The 19,413-nt window shown below is 73.6% G+C and carries 15 protein-coding genes; 9 read left to right on the top strand and 6 right to left on the bottom strand.

The genetic code is table 11. The annotated features are described in order from the left end of the window. Window positions 1–94: 94 nt before the first annotated feature. A complete protein-coding gene (locus K330_RS0115210) occupies window positions 95–2,332 on the top strand; it encodes an MMPL family transporter (protein ID WP_022922675.1) in 2,238 nt (745 codons plus the stop codon). 105 nt (window positions 2,333–2,437) lie between these two features. Here the strand turns inward: K330_RS0115210 and ilvA are convergent, their stop codons facing one another. Together ilvA and K330_RS0115200 are read right to left on the bottom strand one after the other, a co-directional pair. Continuing rightward, the gene (gene ilvA / locus K330_RS0115205; RefSeq protein ID WP_022922674.1) at window positions 2,438–3,733 is read right to left on the bottom strand and encodes a threonine ammonia-lyase IlvA; all 1,296 of its coding nucleotides are present in this window, start codon (window positions 3,731–3,733) and stop codon (window positions 2,438–2,440) included. Window positions 3,734–3,788: 55 nt separating this feature from the next. Then, complete coding sequence (locus K330_RS0115200) at window positions 3,789–4,811, bottom strand: 6-phosphofructokinase (protein WP_022922673.1); 1,023 nt, start codon at window positions 4,809–4,811, stop codon at window positions 3,789–3,791. Between the two features lie 258 nt (window positions 4,812–5,069). Between K330_RS0115200 and K330_RS0115195 the strand changes: the two genes are divergently transcribed. Then, window positions 5,070–5,672 carry a biotin transporter BioY gene (locus K330_RS0115195; RefSeq protein WP_022922672.1) on the top strand — a complete coding sequence of 201 codons (603 nt, stop codon included), beginning with the start codon at window positions 5,070–5,072 and terminating at the stop codon, window positions 5,670–5,672. 178 nt (window positions 5,673–5,850) lie between these two features. Here the strand turns inward: K330_RS0115195 and K330_RS22920 are convergent, their stop codons facing one another. Then, window positions 5,851–6,882, bottom strand: a complete 1,032-nt coding sequence (locus K330_RS22920) for a hypothetical protein (RefSeq protein WP_022922671.1) — start codon at window positions 6,880–6,882, stop codon at window positions 5,851–5,853. Between the two features lie 59 nt (window positions 6,883–6,941). Here K330_RS22920 and K330_RS21685 point away from each other — a divergent pair, with 59 nt between their 5' ends. Genes K330_RS21685 through K330_RS0115175 form a run of 3 tightly spaced genes read left to right on the top strand, consistent with a single transcriptional unit; the run spans window position 6,942 to window position 10,049 of the window. Then, on the top strand, window positions 6,942–7,781 hold the full coding sequence (locus tag K330_RS21685) for a hypothetical protein (protein WP_022922670.1): 840 nt from the start codon (window positions 6,942–6,944) through the stop codon (window positions 7,779–7,781). Window positions 7,782–7,792: 11 nt separating this feature from the next. Further along, window positions 7,793–8,041, top strand: coding sequence for a PqqD family protein (locus tag K330_RS0115180; RefSeq protein WP_156875838.1), 249 nt, complete (start codon window positions 7,793–7,795; stop codon window positions 8,039–8,041). Window positions 8,042–8,099: 58 nt separating this feature from the next. Then, window positions 8,100–10,049, top strand: coding sequence for a cation:proton antiporter (locus tag K330_RS0115175; protein ID WP_022922668.1), 1,950 nt, complete (start codon window positions 8,100–8,102; stop codon window positions 10,047–10,049). Window positions 10,050–10,058: 9 nt separating this feature from the next. Here the strand turns inward: K330_RS0115175 and K330_RS0115170 are convergent, their stop codons facing one another. Next, window positions 10,059–11,171, bottom strand: coding sequence for an endonuclease/exonuclease/phosphatase family protein (locus K330_RS0115170; RefSeq protein WP_022922667.1), 1,113 nt, complete (start codon window positions 11,169–11,171; stop codon window positions 10,059–10,061). Window positions 11,172–11,285: 114 nt separating this feature from the next. On the opposite strand from K330_RS0115170, the gene K330_RS0115165 reads away from it, so the two are divergent. After that, window positions 11,286–12,494 carry an MFS transporter gene (locus tag K330_RS0115165; protein WP_022922666.1) on the top strand — a complete coding sequence of 403 codons (1,209 nt, stop codon included), beginning with the start codon at window positions 11,286–11,288 and terminating at the stop codon, window positions 12,492–12,494. A gap of 94 nt (window positions 12,495–12,588) precedes the next feature. On the opposite strand, the gene K330_RS0115160 is transcribed toward K330_RS0115165, so the two are convergent. Continuing rightward, a complete protein-coding gene (locus K330_RS0115160; protein ID WP_022922665.1) occupies window positions 12,589–14,304 on the bottom strand; it encodes an NAD-dependent malic enzyme in 1,716 nt (571 codons plus the stop codon). 75 nt (window positions 14,305–14,379) lie between these two features. Here K330_RS0115160 and K330_RS21680 point away from each other — a divergent pair, with 75 nt between their 5' ends. Next, a complete protein-coding gene (locus tag K330_RS21680) occupies window positions 14,380–15,405 on the top strand; it encodes a lactonase family protein (RefSeq protein WP_022922664.1) in 1,026 nt (341 codons plus the stop codon). Window positions 15,406–15,433: 28 nt separating this feature from the next. Here K330_RS21680 and K330_RS21675 read toward each other — a convergent pair whose 3' ends face one another. Then, on the bottom strand, window positions 15,434–15,982 hold the full coding sequence (locus K330_RS21675) for an SNARE-associated domain-containing protein (protein ID WP_169448593.1): 549 nt from the start codon (window positions 15,980–15,982) through the stop codon (window positions 15,434–15,436). A 70-nt stretch (window positions 15,983–16,052) separates the two neighbouring features. On the opposite strand from K330_RS21675, the gene K330_RS0115145 reads away from it, so the two are divergent. Together K330_RS0115145 and K330_RS21670 are read left to right on the top strand one after the other, a co-directional pair. Beyond that, window positions 16,053–17,432, top strand: a complete 1,380-nt coding sequence (locus K330_RS0115145; protein ID WP_022922662.1) for a glucose-6-phosphate dehydrogenase — start codon at window positions 16,053–16,055, stop codon at window positions 17,430–17,432. 83 nt (window positions 17,433–17,515) lie between these two features. Next, complete coding sequence (locus K330_RS21670) at window positions 17,516–19,207, top strand: BCCT family transporter (protein ID WP_022922661.1); 1,692 nt, start codon at window positions 17,516–17,518, stop codon at window positions 19,205–19,207. The last annotated feature ends 206 nt before the right edge of the window (window positions 19,208–19,413 follow it).

Raw genomic sequence — 19,413 nt, 5'->3', positions numbered from 1 at the left:
GATCGGGATGGGGTGGTAGCGTCTCCTTCGCGAAGTATCTCATTTACTTAGATACTTGCCGAGACAGCCACAGACTACCCCGAAGGCCGGACCCATGTCGCGCATCGTCGATCTGATCGTCAACCGCCGCTCGTCGTGGCTGGTCGCCCTGCTCGGCATGGCGCTGGCGGTCGGCATGATCGTGGGCGTCGGCCAGGCCGAGCGCGACGCCTCCTCCCTCGACCAGCTGCCCGCGGGGTTCGAGAGCACGCAGGGCCAGGCCCTGCTCGACGAGCTGCCCGACGAGGGGGCCAAGAGCGCGATCGTCCTCTTCACCGTCGAGGACGGCGACATCACCGAGCAGCTGCCCGAGCTGGCGCAGGTCCTCGAGGACGTGGCTCCGGAGGGCGCCGAGGCCGCCGAGGTCGCCGAGGCCGCCGAGGGCGGCGCTCAGGCGCCGTCGGGCGGTGCTCCCGAGGGTGCTCCTGAGGGTGCTCCCGAGGGGGAGGGCGGCCAGGCCGGTGGTCCTCCGCCGGGCGTGACGGAGGGAGCCTTCCCCGTCATCCCGGCCGAGGACGGCACGGCGGCCATCGGGGTGCTCACGCTCGACGCGCCGACGTCCACCGACACCCGGGACGCGGTGACCGAGCTGCGCACCGCCCTGGCCGACACCGTGCCGGAGGGTGTCACCGCCCGGGTGACCGGCCCGGCCGGCATCGAGGCCGACCTCGCCTCCGTCTTCGACGGCGCCAACTTCACCCTGCTGGCCGTCACCGCGGGCGTCGTGGCGCTGCTGCTCATCGTGACCTACCGCAGCCCGGTGCTGTGGATCGTCCCGCTGACCGTCGTCGGTGCCGCCGACCAGGCCGCCGCCTCCACCGCGACCTACGTGCTCAAGGCCTTCGGCGTGCCGTGGGACGAGTCGACGATCGGCATCCTGTCCGTGCTGGTCTTCGGTGCGGGCACCAACTACGCCCTGCTGCTCATCAGCCGCTACCGGGACGAGCTGCGGCTGCACGAGTCCCGCTACGAGGCCATGCGGGTGGCCCTGCGGCGGGCCGCCGAGCCCATCATCTTCAGCGCCAGCACCGTCGTCATCGGCGTGCTGTGCCTGCTCCTGTCGGTCTTCCCGTCCACCCGCGGCCTCGGCCTGGCCAGCGCCGTGGGCGTCGTCGTGGCGATGCTGGCGGTGCTGGTGGTCCTGCCCGCGGCCCTGGTCATCTTCGGGCGCTGGATCTTCTGGCCCCAGGTGCCCCGCGAGGGCCAGTCGGTGCTGGCCGAGTCGCGGTCGCTGTGGCGCCGGGTCGGTGACGCCGTCGCCAAGGCCCCGGTGGCCTACATCGCCGGCACGCTGGCCGTCCTGGCCGCCATGGCGTTCGGCCTGACCCAGCTGCAGAGCGGCCTGGCCCAGGAGGACCAGTTCCTGGAGACGCCCGAGGCGATCACGGCCGCCCAGCGGCTGGGGGAGTCCTTCCCGGCCGGTGCCTCCGACCCGGTGCTCGTGGTGACGCGCACCGACGACGCCGCGGTCCTGGAGGACCTCGCCGCGACGGTCGCCGGGGTGGACGGCGTCGACCAGGCCACCCCGGTCGCCCCCGCGGCCGGCATCGGGCAGGTCCAGGTCGTCCTCGACGCCGAGCCCGGCAGCGACGAGGCGCGCGCGACGGTCGAGGACATCCGCTCCGCCCTCGACGGCACCGACGGCACCGACGGCCCGGAGGTCTACGTCACCGGTGGCGACGCCTCGGGCGCCGACGCCGACGCCGGCAGCCTGCAGGACCGGTGGAAGGTCATGCCGCTGATCCTGGCGGGCGTCCTGCTCGCCCTCATGGGGCTGCTCCGCTCGGTCCTGGCCCCGGTCATCCTCGTCAGCAGCGTCGTCGCCACCTTCGCGGCCGCCCTCGGCGTCTCGTGGTGGCTCTTCACCGGGGTCTTCGGCTTCGCGGCCATCGACGCGAGCATGCCGCTGCTGGCCTTCGTCTTCCTGGTCGCCCTGGGCGTGGACTACAACATCTTCCTCATCACCCGCACGCTGGAGGAGGCCGGGGCGCACGGCACCCGCGACGGGGTGCTGCGCGCGCTCGGCGCCACCGGTGGCGTCATCACCAGCGCCGGCATCCTGCTGGCCGCGGTCTTCGCGGTCCTGGGCGTCCTGCCGCTGGTGGTGCTGGCCCAGATCGGTGTGGTGATCTGCATCGGCGTGCTGCTCGACACCCTGGTCGTGCGGACGGTGCTCGTGCCCGCGATCGTGCGGGTCCTCGGCGAGCGCTTCTGGTGGCCGCGCCGCGTCGGTCCGGCCGCTGCGGCGCAGGCGCCGCGGCACAGCGAGGAGTATGTCGACGCGATGAGCTGAGCGCACAGGCATCCACGCGGGCACCCCGGGACAGGGTGGTGTGGCGGGATCGCGGCGGGCACCACGGGACAGGTGCCCGCCGCGACGGGGTCCCGGCGCAGGGCGCTACAGGATGAAGCGGAATAGCGGGCTGTCGTGGGGGATCGGCTCGACGTCCATCGACGAGGCGTCCATCCGCTCCAGCAGCCCGGGCAGGTCCTGGCGGCGACCCAGCTCGATCCCCACCAGCGCCGGCCCGGTCTCCCGGTTGTTGCGCTTGACGTACTCGAACAGCGAGATGTCGTCGTCGGGGCCGAGCACCTCGTCGAGGAAGGTGCGCAGCATCCCCGGCTCCTGGGGGAAGTCGACCAGGAAGTAGTGCTTGAGCCCGCGGTCGATGAGCGAGCGCTCCATCACCTCCGGGTAGCGCAGCAGGTCGTTGTTGCCGCCGGAGACCACGGCGACCACGGTCTGTCCCGGCTCGACGCCGACGCGGTCCAGCGCGGAGGCGGCCAGCGCCCCGGCGGGCTCGGCGATGACGCCCTCGGTCTGGTAGAGGTCGATCATCTCGGTGCAGATCCGGCCCTCGGGCACGGCGAGCAGCTCGGGGGCGTGGCGCGCGACGACGGCATACGTCCGGTCGCCCGCGCGGCGCACGGCGGCGCCGTCGACGAAGGAGTCGATCGTCGCCAGCGTCGTGGGTCCGCCCTTCCAGGTGGCCTCGATCATGCTCGCCGCGCCGGCGGGCTCGACCCCGACGACGCGCACCTGCGGGTGGCGCTCCCGCAGCCAGGTGAGGCAGCCGGCGAGCAGCCCGCCCCCGCCCACCGGCACGACGAGCACGTCGAGCCGTCGGCCGGCCGCCGTCAGGTCCTCGACGACCTCGAGGGCGATCGTGCCCTGGCCGGCGATCGTGTGCGGGTGGTCGAACGCCGGCACCAGCGTGGCGCCGGTGCGCCGCGCATCGTCCAGGGCGGCCGCCGCGGCCTCGTCGTAGGACGCCCCGCCGACCACCGTCTCCACCCAGTCCCCGCCGATCGCGGCCACCCGCTCCCGCTTCTGCCGGGGCGTGGTCGCGGGCAGGTAGATGCGCGCGTTGACGCCCAGCGACGCGCACGCGTGGGCGACCCCCTGGGCGTGGTTGCCCGCGCTCGCGCACACCACCCCGGCCCACACCTGCTCGGCGTCCAGCTGGGCGATGAGGTTGGCGGCCCCGCGCCCCTTGTAGGAGCGGACCGGCTGCTGGTCCTCGCGCTTGAGCCACACGTCGGCCCCGGTGGACGCCGACAACCGCTCGCTGCGCTGCAGCGGGGTGCGGTCCACCTTGCCGGCGATGCGCGCCGCGGCGGCGTCGACGTCGTCCGCGGTGGGCAGGGGTATGTCGCGTGCGGTCGCCTCGTGCGGGGGGCCGGGATGCGTCATCCCCCGATCCTAGGCGCGCCGTCCGGGCGCCCCTTCGCGCAGGAGGGCGGCCAGGTCAGCCGAAGAGGATGGCCGCCTCGTCCCACTGCTCCCGGGGGACCGTCTTGAGCTCGCTGGTGGCGTCGCGCAGGTTGACGTTGACGATGTTGATGCCGTGCAGCGCCACCATCGTGCCCCAGAGCCGGTTGCTCACCGCGTCGACGGCCGCGGTGCCGAAGCGCGTGGCGAGCACCCGGTCGTAGGAGCTGGGCACGCCGCCGCGCTGCAGGTGGCCCAGCGTGGTGTTGCGGGTCTCGATGCCGGTGGCCTCCTCGATCATCCGCGTGACCTGGTCGCCGATGCCCCCGAGCAGCTGGCGGCCGAAGCCGTCGGTGCGGTCGCTGCCGACCTTCTCCTCCTCGCCGGCGAAGGTGAAGCCCTCGGCCACCACGACGACCGGCGCACGGCCGCGGTCCATGGCATGCCGGACCCAGTCGAAGAGCTGCTGGCGCGTCACGGGCACCTCGGGGATGAGGATCGCGTGGGCGCCCGAGGCGATGCCGGCGTGCAGGGCGATCCAGCCGACGTTGCGGCCCATGACCTCGACGACCATGCACCGGCTGTGCGCCTCGCCGGTGGTGCGCAGCCGGTCGATCGACTCCGTCGCCACCGACACCGCCGTGTCGAAGCCGAACGTGCGGTCGGTCGCCGACAGGTCGTTGTCGATGGTCTTCGGCACGCCGACCACGTGGATGCCGGCGTCGTGGAACATGCGGGCCACCGTCAGCGTGCCTTCGCCGCCGACGGCGATGAGCGCGTCGATGTGGTGCTGGTCCATGACCTCCTTGACGCGGTCGGTGCCGCCGTTGGTCATCGGGCTGACGCGCGAGGTGCCCAGGATCGTGCCCCCGACCTTGGACAGGCCGCGCACGCGCTGGCGGGGCAGCGGCACGATGTCGTTGTCGACCAGGCCGCGGAAGCCGTCACGGACGCCCACGAACTCGTGCTCGTAGATGCGGTCGCCCTTGAGCACCACACCGCGGATGACGGCGTTCAGTCCGGGGCAGTCGCCCCCGGCGGTCAGCACGGCGATCTTCATGGGGCTCTTCCTAGCGCGTCGGGGGTCGGCCACGGCTCGTGGTCCGGACGGGCGGACGCCGGTCGTGCCCCACCCGAGGAGCGGGCCGACCGGCGTCGATGCAGCCCCAGCGTATGCCGTGCGCTCGCCGGTCCGCCAACCTCACCGGGGCGGGCCGGGGGCGAGCTCAGGACGACCGGGCCCGGTGCGTGCGCGCCCCCGGCTGTGGCAGGCTGTGGATCGCTCGTCTCCCGCCCGCCCCGCCCAGGAGGACACCTCGTGTCGACCGCCGCACTCGCCGCCCGCCCGGGCGTGCTCGCCGACCGTCTGGTCGCCCGCAGCTCGACGATGACCGACGTCGCGCTCGTCGTCACCGGAGCCGTCGTCGTCGGGCTGCTCGCCCAGGTGACCATCCCGATGTGGCCGGTGCCGATCACCGGGCAGACGCTGGGGGTCATCCTCGTCGGCGGTGCGCTGGGCATGCGTCGCGGTGCCGCCGCCCTGACCACCTACCTGGTGGCCGGCCTGGCCGGTGTCCCGTGGTTCGCCGGCTTCGCGGGCGGCCCGGCCTACGTGCTCGCCCCGTCCTTCGGCTTCATCGTCGGCTTCATCGCCGCCGCGGCGGTCGCCGGGTGGTTCGCCGAGCGCGCGTGGGACCGCCGGCCGCTGCTGGCGATGGCCGGCTTCTGCCTGGCCACCGTCGCGCCCTTCCTCGTCGGCGTCCCGTGGATGGCCGCCGTGCTCGGCCTGAGCGACCCGGCCACGATCGCCGCCTACGGCGTCACGCCCTTCATCCTCCCCGGCCTGGTCAAGGCCGGCCTGGCCGCCGCGGCGTTCCCGCTCGCCTGGCGCCTGATCCGCTCCGTCGACACGCGCCGCTGACGACGCCTGCCCCACGGGACGACTGCCGCGGGGGACGCCGGGCGGTGACGTCTGGCGGACCCTCGTGCCGTCCTGTCGTGACACGCCCGTCGTGGTGACGACCGTCGTGTCACGACAGCGGTGCACGAGCGTGGCGCACGAGCGTGGTGACCGGCGAGAGGGCCCTGTGCCAGGCGGCTCAGCCGTCCTCGGCCTCCTCCAGGGCCGCCCGGGCGGTGTCCCGCTGCTGACGGCTGCGGCGTAGCTCCTCCTCGGCCTCCTCCAGGGCCGCGGTGGTGCGTCCCTGCTCGGCCTCGGCCTCCTCCAGCGCCGACCGGGCCTGCTCCAGCAGCCGCTGTGCCTGTGCCACCTGCTCGGCGGCCGAGGTCGCCCGCTCCTGCGCCGCCTCGTGCTCGCGGACGGCCGTGCGGCGTGCGGCACGGGCCGCCGCCACGACCTTCTCGGCCTCGTCCAGCTCCATCTCGAGGGTGGCGAGGTCGGCCTCGGGTTCGCCGGCAGCCTCGGTGCTTTCGTCCTCGGCGCCGGCGTCCTCGTCCTCCGCGTCGTCCTCGTCTGGCTCGGCGTCATCGTCCGCGACCACCTCCTCGGTGCCGCCCTCCGCGAGGTCCTCCTCGTCCTCGTCCTCCGCGACCTCGCCCTCGTCCGCCCCCCGGCCACCCTCGATGCGGCTGAGCATCACCCCCGTGCTGGTCCGTGCGACGGCGTCGGCGACGTCGACCTCGCCGAACCCGCTGTAGGACAGCGCCCGCGTCAGCGTCCCGCTGGTCACCACCTCGGTGGCGGCCGGGTCGGCGAGGGCGGCCACGGCGGTGTCGCGCACCTCCGCCTCGACCGCGGCGGTGAGCGCGCCACCGGCATGCTCGCGCGCCGCCGCCACCCAGGCGCGCAGCACCTCGTCGCGCTCGTCCCGCAGCGCCGACAGCGCCGCGGCGTCCAGCGTGGACTGGGCGTGACGCATCCTGGCGCCCACGTCCTCGAGCCGGGCGACGACCGGGTCGTCCGCGCGGACCAGAGCGTTGACCGCGGCGGCGGACACGGTCGGCTTGCGCAGCGCCGCCACCTGCCGGGCCACCTCGCGCAGCTTGTCGGCGCGCAGACGGGTCACCCACTCCTTGCGGGTCGCGACGAACTCCGCCGGTTCGACGGCATACACGGCGTGCACCGCCCGCGCCAGCGCCTCCTCCTCCGGCGTGCCGGTGACCTCGTCCATGACCCTGGACCCTAGTGCGGCGCGGCGACGGGCGACGGGCGCAGACGTAGGGTGACGCCGTGACCTCCGCCGCCGACATCGTCCCGCTGCACGTGCTGGGCACCGACGTCGACGTGCGGGTCACCGGGCAGGAGCCCGAGGAGCTCGCGCGGGTGCTGCGCGAGCGCTGGCACCTCGCCCTGCGCGAGGGGACCGGGCCCGCCGCCGGCACGACGGCCCCGCCGCTGGTCGTCGAGGCCGGGGTCGTCCCCGAGGACCGGCCGGAGCCCTGGGAGCGCCGGGACACCGTGGTCCACGACCGCGACCTGCCCAGGCTGCTCCAGCGGCTCACCCAGAGCATCACCCACGCCGTGATCACCGCGCGCGCCGGAGAGCTGCTCATGCTCCACGCGGCCGGCCTGGCCGACCCCCTCACCGGGGCCACGGCGGCGTTCGTGGCGCCGGGCAACACGGGCAAGACGACGCTGTGCCGCGCGCTCGGACCTGGCCGGGCCTACGTCAGCGACGAGACGGTGGGGATCGGCCGGGACGGGACGGTCGTGCCCTACCTCAAGCCGCTGTCCACCCGCCGCCCCGACTGGTCCGGCACCAAGGACGAGCAGCCACCGGGCACCGCGGGGCTCACCGCCCCCGTCGCCGCGCCGTGGCTCGCCGGCGTCGTCGTGCTCCGCCGCGAGGTGGGCCACCCCGGCCCGCCGCGCGTGGAGCAGCTCGACGTGCTCGACGCCGTCCTCGCCCTCACCCCCGAGTCGTCGGGCTTCATGCGCACCGAGGGGCCCCTGCGGTGGCTGGCCGACGTGCTCGAGCGCACCGGCGGCGCGCAGCGCGTCGTGTATGCCGAGGCCGCCTCCCTCGAGCCCGTCGCGGCCGAGATCCTCGGGCGGGGCGACCCGTGGTGAGCGTGCGGGCCGTGGTCGCCCACGACGAGCTGCACCGCGGCGGCGAGTCCCTCGTCCTGGTCGACGGGCAGGTCCACCGCGTGTCGGCGCTCGGCACGTTCATCCGCGAGCAGGCCGACGGGCCGGTGACCCTCGAGGAGCTCGCGCAGGTGCTCGAGACAGCCTTCGGCCCGCCGCCGGAGGGCACGGCGCTGGAGCAGACGCGGGCGGCCGTGGAGGTGCTGCTCGCAGCCGGCCTCCTCGAGGCCGTCGCCGGCTGACGGCGTCCCGGCGGCACGCTCCTGCGCGGGGAGCCGGGTATGCAGCACACTGGCACGCGTGCAAGTCGCCCCCTACCTCGCCCTGGTGCTCGCGCTGGCCGCCGCGTGCCAGCTCCTCGCCTACCGGGCCAAGGTGCCGTCGATCCTGCTGCTGCTGGTCGTCGGCTTCGGCCTGGGGCAGGTCGTGACGCCCGAGGAGGTGCTCGGCCGCGACGTGCTCTTCGCCGGGGTGAGCGTGTCGGTGGGCATCATCCTCTTCGAGGGGTCGCTGTCCCTGCGGTTCCGCGACCTGCGCGGGCTGGGCACGGCGGTGGTGCGGCTGTGCACGGTCGTCGTGGCGCTGGCCTGGGTGCTCATCACCGCCTCGGGCATGGTGGCCGGCATCGGCTGGCAGCTCTCCCTGCTCATCGGCGCCCTCCTGGTCGTCACCGGCCCCACGGTCATCGCCCCGATCGTCCGCCAGCTGCGCCCGACGCGGCGGGTGTCCTCGATGCTGCGGTGGGAGGGCATCGTCGTCGACCCGATCGGGGCGGTGCTCGCCGTCCTCGTCTTCCAGACGGTGATCATCAGCGGCCCCGAGGTCTCGATCGGGCCCGCCCTGGTCATGCTCGGGCGGCTGCTGCTCATCTGCACCGCGCTGACCCTGGTCTTCGGGGTCGGCCTGGAGGTGGCGATGCGCCGCCACTGGATCCCCGACTTCCTCGAGGGCGTCGTCTTCCTGGCGGTGGCGGTGGGTGCCCTCGTGGTCTCCAACCAGCTGCAGGCCGAGAGCGGGCTGCTCACCGTGACGATGCTCGGGATCTACCTGGCCAACCGCCCCGGCCTGCGGCTGGACCACGTGCGGGAGTTCAAGGAGCACCTGCAGGTGCTGATCGTCGGTGCGCTGTTCGTCATGCTCGCCGGCCGCATCTCCCCCGCCGAGGTCGTGGCCGTCGCGCCGATCGCGCTCGTCTTCGTGACGCTGCTGATCCTGGTGGTGCGACCCGCCTCTGTCTGGCTCGGGCTGCTGGGGACCTCGGCCACCCGCGAGGAGCGCACGCTGCTGTCCTTCATGGCGCCGCGCGGCATCGTCGCCGCCGCCGTGACGAGCATCTTCGCCCTGGAGCTGGAGCACGCCGCCGAGAACGCGGTGCTGGAGTCCCGTCAGATCGACCTGCCTCCTCTGGAGGCCCTGGAGCTGGAGGCCAACGCCGAGCGGCTCACCGCCCTGGTCGCCGAGGCCTCCGACCTCGTCCCGCTGGTCTTCGTCACCATCGTCGTCACCGTGGCCGTCTACGGCCTCGGCGTCGGGCGCCTCGCCGAGCGTCTGGGGCTGGCGACCACCACGCCCAACGGCATCCTCTTCGCCGGCGCGCCGGTCTGGGCGCGCCAGGCCGCGGGGATCCTGCAGGGGCTGGGCGTGCCGACCCTGCTGGTGTCGCTGTCGCCCGCCGAGGTCAGCCAGGCCCGGATGGCCGGGCTGCGGGTCGAGCGCACGCACATCCTCTCGGAGTATGCGGTGGAGGACATGGAGCTCGCGGGCATCGGCTCCTTCGTCGCCGCCACCTACGACGACGCCACCAACTCCACGGCGGCCCGCGAGTTCGCCCACACCCTCGGCAGCTCCCAGACCTTCCAGCTGCGCCGGCAGGACGAGCGTCGGGACGAGGAGGCGGAGGAGCAGGGGTCGGGCAGCCGCCGGCGCAGCTCCCCCGAGAGCGGGGCCACCGCGACCCAGGCCAAGCAGCGCACGGCCCGCAAGCTGACGGCGCGGCTGGCGTTCCGCCCCGCGCTGTCCGCGCCCGAGCTCGAGCAGCGCGTCCGGGAGGGGATGGCGGTGCGCCAGACCAAGCTGACCGAGCAGCACACGCTCGACGACTTCCTGGAGCGCCAGCCCGACGCGGTGCTGATGTTCTCCGTGGAGGACGGCCACGCGACCGTCGTCGGCCGCACCACCACGGTGCCCCAGTCGGGCGTCACCCTGGTGGCCCTGGTGCGGCCCCGCGCGGAGGCCAACGGCGGACGCTGACCGGCGCGGTCACAGCTGCAGGTCGACCCACACCGCGTGGTGGTCGCTGGCCGCGTCGACCTCCCGGGTCAGCGTGTCGTACATCGGCCACCGCCCCGAGGCCGTCCACACACCCCGGCGGTGCATCCCGCCGGCGCGGATCGCGTCGAAGACCGCCGGGGAGCACAGGATGTAGTCGATCTTGTTGCCCGCCCTCCCGGTGGTGTAGGTCCCGGGCCAGCCACCGTCGTCGAACGTCCCGTGGGCGCTCACGTCACGCGGGCCGCCGTCCCCGAGCAGCGGTGCCAGCGCGTCGGAGTCCGGGGTGTCGTTGAGGTCCCCGAGGACGACGACCAGGTCGTCGCCCGCGGCCAGACGCGCGTCGTACAGCTCCCGGACGCGGGTGGCCTGACGCCGCCGCGAGCGCGCGGAGACGGCCTGGCCGCCATACCCCTTGGACTTGAGGTGGTTGACCATGACGACGAGGCGTCCGCCGCCGGGCAGGGCGACCTCGTACTCCGGGCAGTCGCGCGAGAAGACCCGCAGCCCCTCGGGGGTGCGGTCGTCGACGTGGCTGGTGATCGGCCCGATCGGGTAGCCGGCGCGGCACATCAGCCCGACGTCGATGCCGCGGTCGTCGTTGCCGTCGACGAGCATGACGTGCTCGAACCCCCACCCCGCGGCGGGCTCGAGCAGGTCGCGGCTGAAGCGGCCCAGCGCGACCCGGTCCTCGGCCTCGACCACGCCCAGCACGTGGGGGGCCAGGTCCGCGACGACCTGGGCGGTGTGCCGCAGCGCCAGCTCGGTGGGGGACTGGCGCCGCAGCTCCAGCCAGCCGATCCAGTCGCCGCGGCCGTCGGCCTCGACGACGAGCCCGCCCTCCCGGGGGCGGCGCACCAGCCGCCCGCGGTTCTGCCGCAGCCGCAGCAGCTCGCCCTCGTCGGAGCGGCCCAGCCCCAGCTCGACCAGCAGCTCGGCGATCCGCTCCTTGTCCTGCGCGGAGTAGCGCTCCTGCTGCAGGATCCGGGTGAGCACCGCATACGCCTCGAGGTCCTCGCGGTGCTCCTCCCAGGTGTCGGCGGCGAGGATCCGGGCCCGGTCGAAGAGGTTCTCCACGTTGAACGTCGCCACGCGCGTGAGCATGGGACCACTGTGGCAGGGAACGGGCGGCCGTAGCACGGTGGCGTCGACGAGACGCCGGTGGGCCTACCCTTGATGGACCCCCCACCGTCGTGCCGCCCAGAGAGGGCTCCTTCGTTGACCCTGCCCGCAGCTCCCCCCGTCGCGCCCCCGGACACCCCCCGCGCCCGCACGCTGGCGCTGGTCGTCCTCGCGCTCGTGCTGGGCGGCTTCGGCGTCGGCGTCACCGAGTTCGTCACGATGGGCCTGCTGCCGCAGATCGCCGAGGACGTGGGCGTCGACATCCCGACGGCCGGGCACGTCATCTCCGCGTATGCCGTGGGCGTGGTCGTCGGTGCGCCGCTGATCGCCCTGGGCGCCGCCCGGCTCCCGCGGCGCGGCGTGCTCGTGGGGCTGATGCTCGTCTTCGCCCTGGGCAACGCGCTGACCGCGCTGGCGCCGGGCTACGGCACCCTCCTGGCCGCCCGCGTCCTGGCCGGCCTGCCGCACGGTGCCTACTTCGGGCTCGCCGCCCTGGTGGCGGTGGCGCTGGCCCCGCCCGGGCGCGGCGGCCGCGCGGTGGGCACCGTGATGCTCGGCCTGCCGGTCGCGATGGTCGCGGGCGTGCCGCTGGGGACCTGGGCCGGGCAGCAGCTCGGCTGGCAGGTGGCCTACTGGGCGGTGGCCGTCATCGGCGTGCTCACCGCGGTGCTCGTGCGCGCGTGGGTGCCGGCGTTCGCGGCCGAGCGGCACGCCTCCTTCCGCACCGAGCTGGGCGCCTTCGGCAGCCTGCAGTTCTGGCTGACGATGCTCATCGGCGCGGTCGGCTTCGGCGGGATGTTCGCGATGTACTCCTACATCGCCCCCACCGTCGAGGTCGTCACCGGGCTGGACCGGTCGTGGGTGCCGGTGTTCCTGCTCGTCCACGGCGCGTTCTCCGTCGTCGGCACCTGGCTCGGCGGCCGGCTGGGCGACTGGTCGGTGCTGCGCACCCTGCTGCTCATGGGGCTGACCTCGGCCGTCTCGCTGCTGGCCTTCTGGCAGACCTCGCGCTGGCTGGTGCCGGCGCTGGTCACGCTCTCCCTCGTCGCGGTCTCCGGCTCGGCGTGGGTCATCGCCCTGCAGCTGCGGCTGATGGCGGTCGCCGGACCGGCCAAGACCCTCGGCGCGGCGATGAACCACTCCTCGCTCAACATCGCCAACGCCCTCGGCGCCTACGTCGGCGGCCTGGTCATCGCCGCGGGCCACGGCTTCCGCGCGCCCTCCCTGGTCGGCGCGGCGCTGTCGCTGGGCGGCCTGGTGCTGCTGGGGCTCTCGCTGCTGGTCCACCGCCGCGACACTCGCTGAGAGATGTGCCGAGCGGCCCACGTCGGTCGCTCGGTCCGCGGTCCGGCGCTGCGAAGGTGGGTCACTCGGCGCGTTCGCGGGGCCGGTCCTCGGCTCAGATGGCCTCGATGTCGGGGTAGCGGGGCTGCCACATGCGCTCGTAGACCTGCTGGATCGGGTCCTCGACGGCCACCTGGGCCACGCCCTCCTCGCTCGCCTGCCGGACCACGGCGATCGCCACCGTGGCCGAGACCAGCCGCAGGTCGCTCATGCTCGGCAGCAGCGGGGCGCCGGGCCGCCAGGTGTTGACCATGCCGGCGAGCGCCTTGGCCGCGGCCGAGATCATGCCCTCGGTCACCCGCGACGCCCGGCTCACGGCGACCCCGAGGCCGAGGCCGGGGAAGATCAGCGCGTTGTTGGACTGGGCGATCGTGTGCCGCACGCCCTCGACGTCGACGGGCTCGAACGGGCTGCCCGTCGCGACGAGGGCCCGGCCCTCGGTCCACTCCAGCAGGTCGGCCGGCGTCGCCTCGGCCCGGCTCGTGGGGTTGGACAGCGGGAAGATGATCGGCCGCGTCGAGTGCCGGGCCATCTCCTCGACGACCTCACGGGTGAAGGCGCCGCCCCGGGTCGAGGTGCCGATGAGGATGGTCGGGCGCACGTTGCGGACCACGTCGAGCAGGGTCATGCGCTCGGGGTCCTGCACGTCCCAGCCGGCGATGTCGAGCCGCTTGCGCGCCCACGGCTTCTGGAAGTCGTGCAGCCGGTGGTCGCCCTCGAGGTAGAGGCCCTGGATCCCGATCGGCCAGAAGCGGGAGTAGGCCTCCTCCTCGGTCTCCGAGCGTCCGGTCCGCAGCATCTCGTCGCGCACCAGGCCGGCGATCCCCATACCCGCGCTGCCCGCGCCGAAGACCACGATCCGGTGGTCGTCCAGGTCGACGCCGGTCACCTCGACCGCCGCGAGCAGCGCCGCGAGCACGACGGCGGCGGTGCCCTGGATGTCGTCGTTGAAGGTGCAGACCTCGTCCTTGTAGCGGTCCAGGATCCGGTAGGCGTTGGCGGTGCCGACGTCCTCCCAGTGGATCATCGCGTTGGGGAAGACCCGGGTGACGGTCTGCACGAACTGCTCGATGAAGTCGTCGTAGCGCTGGCCGCGCACGCGGCTGTGGCGCTCGCCGAGGTAGAGGTCGTTGGAGAGCAGGCCGAGGTTGTCGGTGCCGGTGTCCAGCACGACGGGGATGCTGCGGCGCGGGTGGATCCCGGCCGCCGCGGTGTAGACGGACAGCTTGCCGATCGCGATCTGGATGCCGCCGATCCCCTGGTCGCCGATGCCCAGGATGCCCTCGGAGTCGGTGACGCAGATCAGGTCGACGTCCTCGGCCCCCAGCCCGTAGTTGAGCAGGCTCTTCTCGATCTTCTCGGGGTGGTCGATGGACAGGAAGACCCCGCGCGGCCGGTTGTAGGTCGAGCTGAACCGCTCGATCGCCTCACCGATCGTGGGCGTGTAGATGACCGGCAGCATCTCCTCCAGGTGGCTGGAGAGCAGGTGGTAGAAGAGCACCTCGTTGCGGTCGCGCAGCGCGTTGAGCGTCAGGAACTTGCCGAGCATCGACTTGTTGGAGCGGAACTGCTCGTAGACGCGTCGGGTCTGGTTCTCCAGCGTCGTGAAGCCGGTCGGCATCAGCCCGTCGATCTCGAGGTCCTCGCGCTCGGCGGCGGTGAACGCCGTGCCGCGGTTGGTCATCGGGTTGGACAGCACGGCGCGTCCGCGGGTGCGGATGCGCAGCGTGCTGTTGCCGACGGTCGTGTCCTGGTCGTACTCGCGGCCCATGGGGCAACTGTAGGCCCGCCCGCTCCCGTCGCCCGTCGGCTGGTGGGCCCGGCCGGTCGCTGACACCATGACGCCATGACGACCCTCTACCTCGGCGGATACACGACCGACCAGCCCGAGGGCCGCTCCGGCCTGGCCCGGGTGACCCTCACCGACCGCGGCTTCGGGGACGTCGAGCCGCTCCCGGGCCCCGCGGACCCGTCCTGGCTCGTGCGCCCCGGGGACGGCCCGGACCTGTATGCCGTCGCCGAGGGGGAGGGCTCGCAGGTCGTGCGGGTGCGTGACGGCGAGGGGGTGGTCGCGTCCGCGCCGAGCGGGGGTATGGGGCCCGCGCACCTCGCGCTCTCGCCGGACGGCCGGTGGCTGGTCGCCAGCAACTACGTCAGCGGCAGCGTCGGGCTGGTCTCGACGGGGGCAGGCGGGGACGGGGACGGGGACGGCGGCACGCTGGAGCTGGTCGACGAGCTGCAGCTCGAGGGCGACGGGCCGCACGAGCGGCAGGACTCCGCGCACGCCCACCAGGCGGTGTTCCTCGACGACCGGCGGCTGCTCGTGTGCGACCTGGGCTCGGACCGGGTGCGCGAGGTGAGCGTGGAGGAGGGTGGCGCGCTGCGGCATACCGGTGACGTCGTGCTGCCGCCCGGCAGCGGGCCGCGCCACCTGGCGCCGGCGCCGGGCCGCGACGACCTGGTGTGGGTGGTCGGCGAGCTGGACCAGACCGTGCACACGCTCGGGCGCGACGGGTCGGGCTGGTCGGTGACGCAGACGGTCACCACGGCTCCCGAGGGCCCCGGCCCCGGGGAGACCACGACCGGCGGCATCGTCGTCTCCCCCGACGGTGCGCACGTCTACGTCTCCACGCGCGGCACCGACACCGTGTCGGTGTTCGCCGTCGGCGAGCGCGGGCACCTCACGCTGCGTCAGCAGGTCGTGGTCGCGCACTGGCCGCGGTTCATCGGCTGGCTGCCCGGTCAAGAGGGGCGCCGGCTGCTGGTGGCGGCGGAGAAGGAGGGGTCGGTCGACGTGTGGGCGGTGGACCAGGGGCTGCTGGAGGAGACGGGCCACAGCCTGGCGTGGTCGGCGCCCACCTGGGTCGGCTGAGACGCGGCCCCGGAGGACGGCGGGTGGCTCAGGTCGCGGCGCCGCTGCGGGCCCGGCCGATCTCCCGGCGCCGCCGGCGCAGCACCACCGTCGCGCCGGCCACGACCAGCACGGCCGCGAGCGCGGCGACCGCCAGCGGCTGCCCCGCCAGCGCGGCGATCGTCGCGCCCCAGACCGCGAAGCCGATCGTGCTGTAGATCAGGCCCCAGGCCGCGGCCCCGGGCAGCTGGGCGAGGGTGAACGGCACCCACGGCACGCGGATCATCCCGGCCGCCGCGAGCACCAGCGTCTGGAAGCCGACGGTGAGGTAGCACAGGGGAACCATGACCAGCCCCCACCGCTGCAGCGAGGCGCGGCCGCGCGCGACCCCCTCGCCCCGGAGCCAGGCGTGGACCCCGGCACGCCAGCCGCTCGTGGGGGCGGTGCGGGCCAGCGTCTGCTCGGTGACGACCCGGGCGAGCCAGTAGGTGGCCTGTCCCCGCAGCATGGCGACGGCCAGGAGGAAGAGGAAGGCGACGACGAAGCCCTGGCTCTCCCAGAAGAAGCCGCTCGTGCCCTCCGTCTGACCTGCCGCCACCGTCCGCATCGCGCGCCCAGCGTACGCGCCGGACCGGCGGTCCGGACGGTCGGCTGCAAGGATGGGCCGCATGCCTGACGCAGCCACCACGCTCCTGATCATCGGCGCCGGCGGGGACCTGACCCGCCGCCTCCTGCTGCCCGGCCTGGGCTCGCTGCTGCGGGTCGAGCCGGACCGCCACGTGGTGGTCGTCGGCGCCGACCGGGAGGAGATGGCCCAGGAGGAGTGGCACCGGCGGGTCCGGGAGTCCTTCGAGGAGGCCGAGGCCCCGCAGGAGACGGTCGACCGCGTCGTGGCCGACGCCCGCTACGAGGTCACCGAGGCGCTCGAGGTGTCCCAGCTGCGCGACCTCGTGGAGTCGGTCGAGGACGGTCTGGTGATCTACTTCGCCCTCCCGCCGCAGGTCACCGTGCAGGTGTGCCGGCTGCTGGAGCAGATCTCCCTGCCGGAGGGCACCCGCCTGGCCATGGAGAAGCCGTTCGGTCACGACCTGGCCAGCGCCGTCGAGCTCAACCGGCAGGCCACCCGCGTGGTGCCCGAAGACCGGATCTTCCGGATCGACCACTTCCTGGGCATCAACACGGTGCTCAACCTGCTGGGCCTGCGCTTCGCCAACCGGATCTTCCAGCCGCTGTGGTCGGCCGAGCACATCGAGCGCGTCGACATCTACTACGACGAGTCCCTGGCGCTGGAGGGGCGGGCCGGCTACTACGACCACGCCGGTGCCCTCATCGACATGACGCAGTCGCACCTGCTCCAGGTGCTGGCGATGTTCGCGATGGAGTCGCCGGCGAGCATGGACCACGAGGAGCTGCGCTCGCTCAAGGCCCAGGTCCTGCGGGCGACCAGCCTGTGGGGTGACGACCCGGTCGTGGCCTCCCGTCGCGCCCGCTACACGGCCGGCACCATCGACGGCCGGCAGGTGCCCGACTACGCCGCCGAGGAGGGCGTCGACCCCGCGCGCGGCACCGAGACGCTGGCCCAGCTCACCGTCGCGGTCCGCAACCAGCGCTGGAGCGGCGTGCCGTTCGTGCTGCGCAGCGGCAAGGCGATGGGGGACAACCGCAAGGAGATCGTCGTCACCTTCCGCGAGCCCTCCCACATCCCCGACGGCCTGCACGACAGCGGGTCGCCCGACCAGCTGGTCCTGGAGCTGCGCCCCGGCGCGGTCAGCCTCGACATCTCGATCAACGCCGAGGGCGACCCGCTGGACCTGGAGCAGAAGCGGCTGCACACCACCCTCGGCCAGCCCCGGATGCGGCCCTACGGGGAGGTGCTGGCCGGCATCCTGGACAGCAACCCGATGCTGTCGATCCGCGGCGACACGGCCGAGCAGATGTGGCGGATCGTGGAGCCCGTGCTCGAGGCGTGGCGGGCCGACCGCGTCCCGATGGAGGAGTACGAGGCCGGCACCGGCGGGCCCGAGGGGTGGGGCACCGTGCCGCGCTGAGGGTGGGGCTGGTGACGGCGCGGGGACGCCGCCGGGCGGCGCTCCGGTGGACACCCCGCCGTGAGTGCGAAAACCTCTAGGGCATGGAAGCACTCGCCCGCCGGCTCGGACTGAGGACCAACCCCCACATCTTCTTCTGGTCCGCAGGCCTGATGATCGTCATCCTGATCCTCCTGCTGGCCTTCCCCGGGCCGCTGGGGGAGGTCTTCGGCCAGGGCCGTGACTGGGTCGTCACCCGGCTCGGCTGGTTCTTCATCCTGGGCGTCACGACCTGGGTGGTCTTCCTCATCTGGGTCGCGCTGAGCCGCTACGGCTCGCTGCGGCTGGGCGGCGACGACGACCGGCCAGCCTACACCAACCTGTCGTGGTTCGCGATGCTCTTCGCCGGCGGCATCGGCACCGTGCTGATGTTCTGGGGCGTGGCCGAGCCCATGTCGCACTTCGCCACGCCCCCGTTCTCCGGCGTCGAGCCCTACTCGGTCGAGGCCGCGCGCAACGCGATGAGCATCTCGCTCTACCACCTGAGCATCCACACCTGGGCGATCTTCACCCTGCCCGGGCTCGCGTTCGGCTACTTCGTCTACCGCAAGGGCCTGCCGCTGCGCTTCTCCTCGGCGTTCTACCCGCTGCTCAAGGAGCGCATCTACGGGACGCCGGGCAAGGTCATCGACGTCTTCGCCGTCCTCGGCACCATCTTCGGCCTGGCCGTGTCGCTGGGGCTGGGCACCTCCCAGATCAGCGCGGGGCTGAGCGCGCTGACCGGCCTGCAGGACGCGGTCTGGCTGAGGGTGGTCATCATCACGGTCCTGACCGTGGTGGCCACCGCCTCGATCGTCGCCGGCCTGGACAAGGGCGTGAAGCGGCTGTCCAACCTCAACATCGGCATGGCCATCGGCCTCATGCTCTTCGTGCTGTTCTTCGGCGAGACGATCTTCCTGCTCCGGCAGATCCTGGAGAGCCTGGGCTACTACCTGCAGGACGTGGTGCGGCTGTCGTTCTGGAACGACTCGATGGCGGAGTTCTCCAAGGAGGGCGGCTGGGGCTGGCAGGGCAGCTGGACGGTCTTCTACTGGGCCTGGACGGTGACCTGGTCGCCGTTCATGGGCATCTTCCTGGCGCGCATCTCGCGCGGTCGGACCATCCGTGAGTTCGTCGGTGGCGTGCTGGTCGCGCCGTCGCTGTTCACGCTGGTCTGGTTCGTCATCTTCGGGTGGTCGGCGATGGAGATCGACGGCATCGGCGGCAGCGGCGGCGACCTGTCGGCGGCCGTGGCCGAGAGCGTGCCGCTGGCGATGTTCGCCTTCTTCGAGAACTTCCCCGCCGCCACCTTCGTCTCCGGTGTCGCGATCGTCGTGGTCGCGCTGTTCTTCGCCACCTCCTCCGACTCCGCCTCCCTCGTCGTCGACATGCTCTGCTCCGGCGAGGCCGAGGGCGGCCCGACCCGGCAGCGGGTGTTCTGGGGCGTCTCCGAGGGCGCGGTCGCGGCCAGCCTGATCGTCCTGGGCGGTGACGAGGCGCTCGCCTCGCTGCAGCAGGTGATCACGGTCATGGGCCTGCCGGTCTTCGTGCTCGTCTTCGCGATGGTGCCGATGCTCATCATGGCCTTCCGCGAGGAGCCCTTCATCGTGCGCAAGGGGCTGGTCCCGGCCGGCGAGGGGGCGATCGTGCCGAAGGAGGGCGTCGACGACCGCGCCACGGCCACGCCGACAGCGACCACCCCGGGGGTCACCGAGCAGAGCACGGTCGACCAGGGCGCTGACGACCGGGCGCCCTGACGCCATACCCGGCACAGCCCCCCGGCCCGCGGGTGGGGGGCCGTGCCTCGTGCCGGGGACGCCGTCGTGTGCCGGGGAAGTCCTCTCGTGCGGGGGAAGCTTCCCCCGCACGAGAACGCTGAGCCCGCACGAGAACGCTGAGCCCGTGCGGGCGCACTCGGCCGCCGCGCTCCCGCCCTCCCCGCCCCGCCGCGCGAGGCCGCGGA

Origin of the sequence: Ornithinimicrobium pekingense DSM 21552 (assembly GCF_000421185.1) — a bacterium.
GTDB classification, from domain to species: Bacteria; Actinomycetota; Actinomycetes; order Actinomycetales; family Dermatophilaceae; genus Ornithinicoccus; species Ornithinicoccus pekingensis.
Note: the sequence above shows the minus strand (reverse complement) of the source record. Positions and strands in the feature narration are given on the sequence as shown.

Excerpts from the sequence above, each read along its gene's own strand:
- K330_RS0115210 (WP_022922675.1), top strand. The coding sequence starts at position 95 with ATGTCGCGCATCGTCGATCTGATCGTCAACCGCCGCTCGTCGTGGCTG.
- ilvA (WP_022922674.1), bottom strand. The coding sequence starts at position 3,733 with ATGACGCATCCCGGCCCCCCGCACGAGGCGACCGCACGCGACATACCC.
- K330_RS0115200 (WP_022922673.1), bottom strand. The coding sequence starts at position 4,811 with ATGAAGATCGCCGTGCTGACCGCCGGGGGCGACTGCCCCGGACTGAAC.
- K330_RS22920 (WP_022922671.1), bottom strand. The coding sequence starts at position 6,882 with ATGGACGAGGTCACCGGCACGCCGGAGGAGGAGGCGCTGGCGCGGGCG.
- K330_RS0115170 (WP_022922667.1), bottom strand. The coding sequence starts at position 11,171 with ATGCTCACGCGCGTGGCGACGTTCAACGTGGAGAACCTCTTCGACCGG.
- K330_RS0115160 (WP_022922665.1), bottom strand. The coding sequence starts at position 14,304 with ATGGGCCGCGAGTACGACCAGGACACGACCGTCGGCAACAGCACGCTG.
- K330_RS21680 (WP_022922664.1), top strand. The coding sequence starts at position 14,380 with ATGACGACCCTCTACCTCGGCGGATACACGACCGACCAGCCCGAGGGC.
- K330_RS0115145 (WP_022922662.1), top strand. The coding sequence starts at position 16,053 with ATGCCTGACGCAGCCACCACGCTCCTGATCATCGGCGCCGGCGGGGAC.
- K330_RS21670 (WP_022922661.1), top strand. The coding sequence starts at position 17,516 with ATGGAAGCACTCGCCCGCCGGCTCGGACTGAGGACCAACCCCCACATC.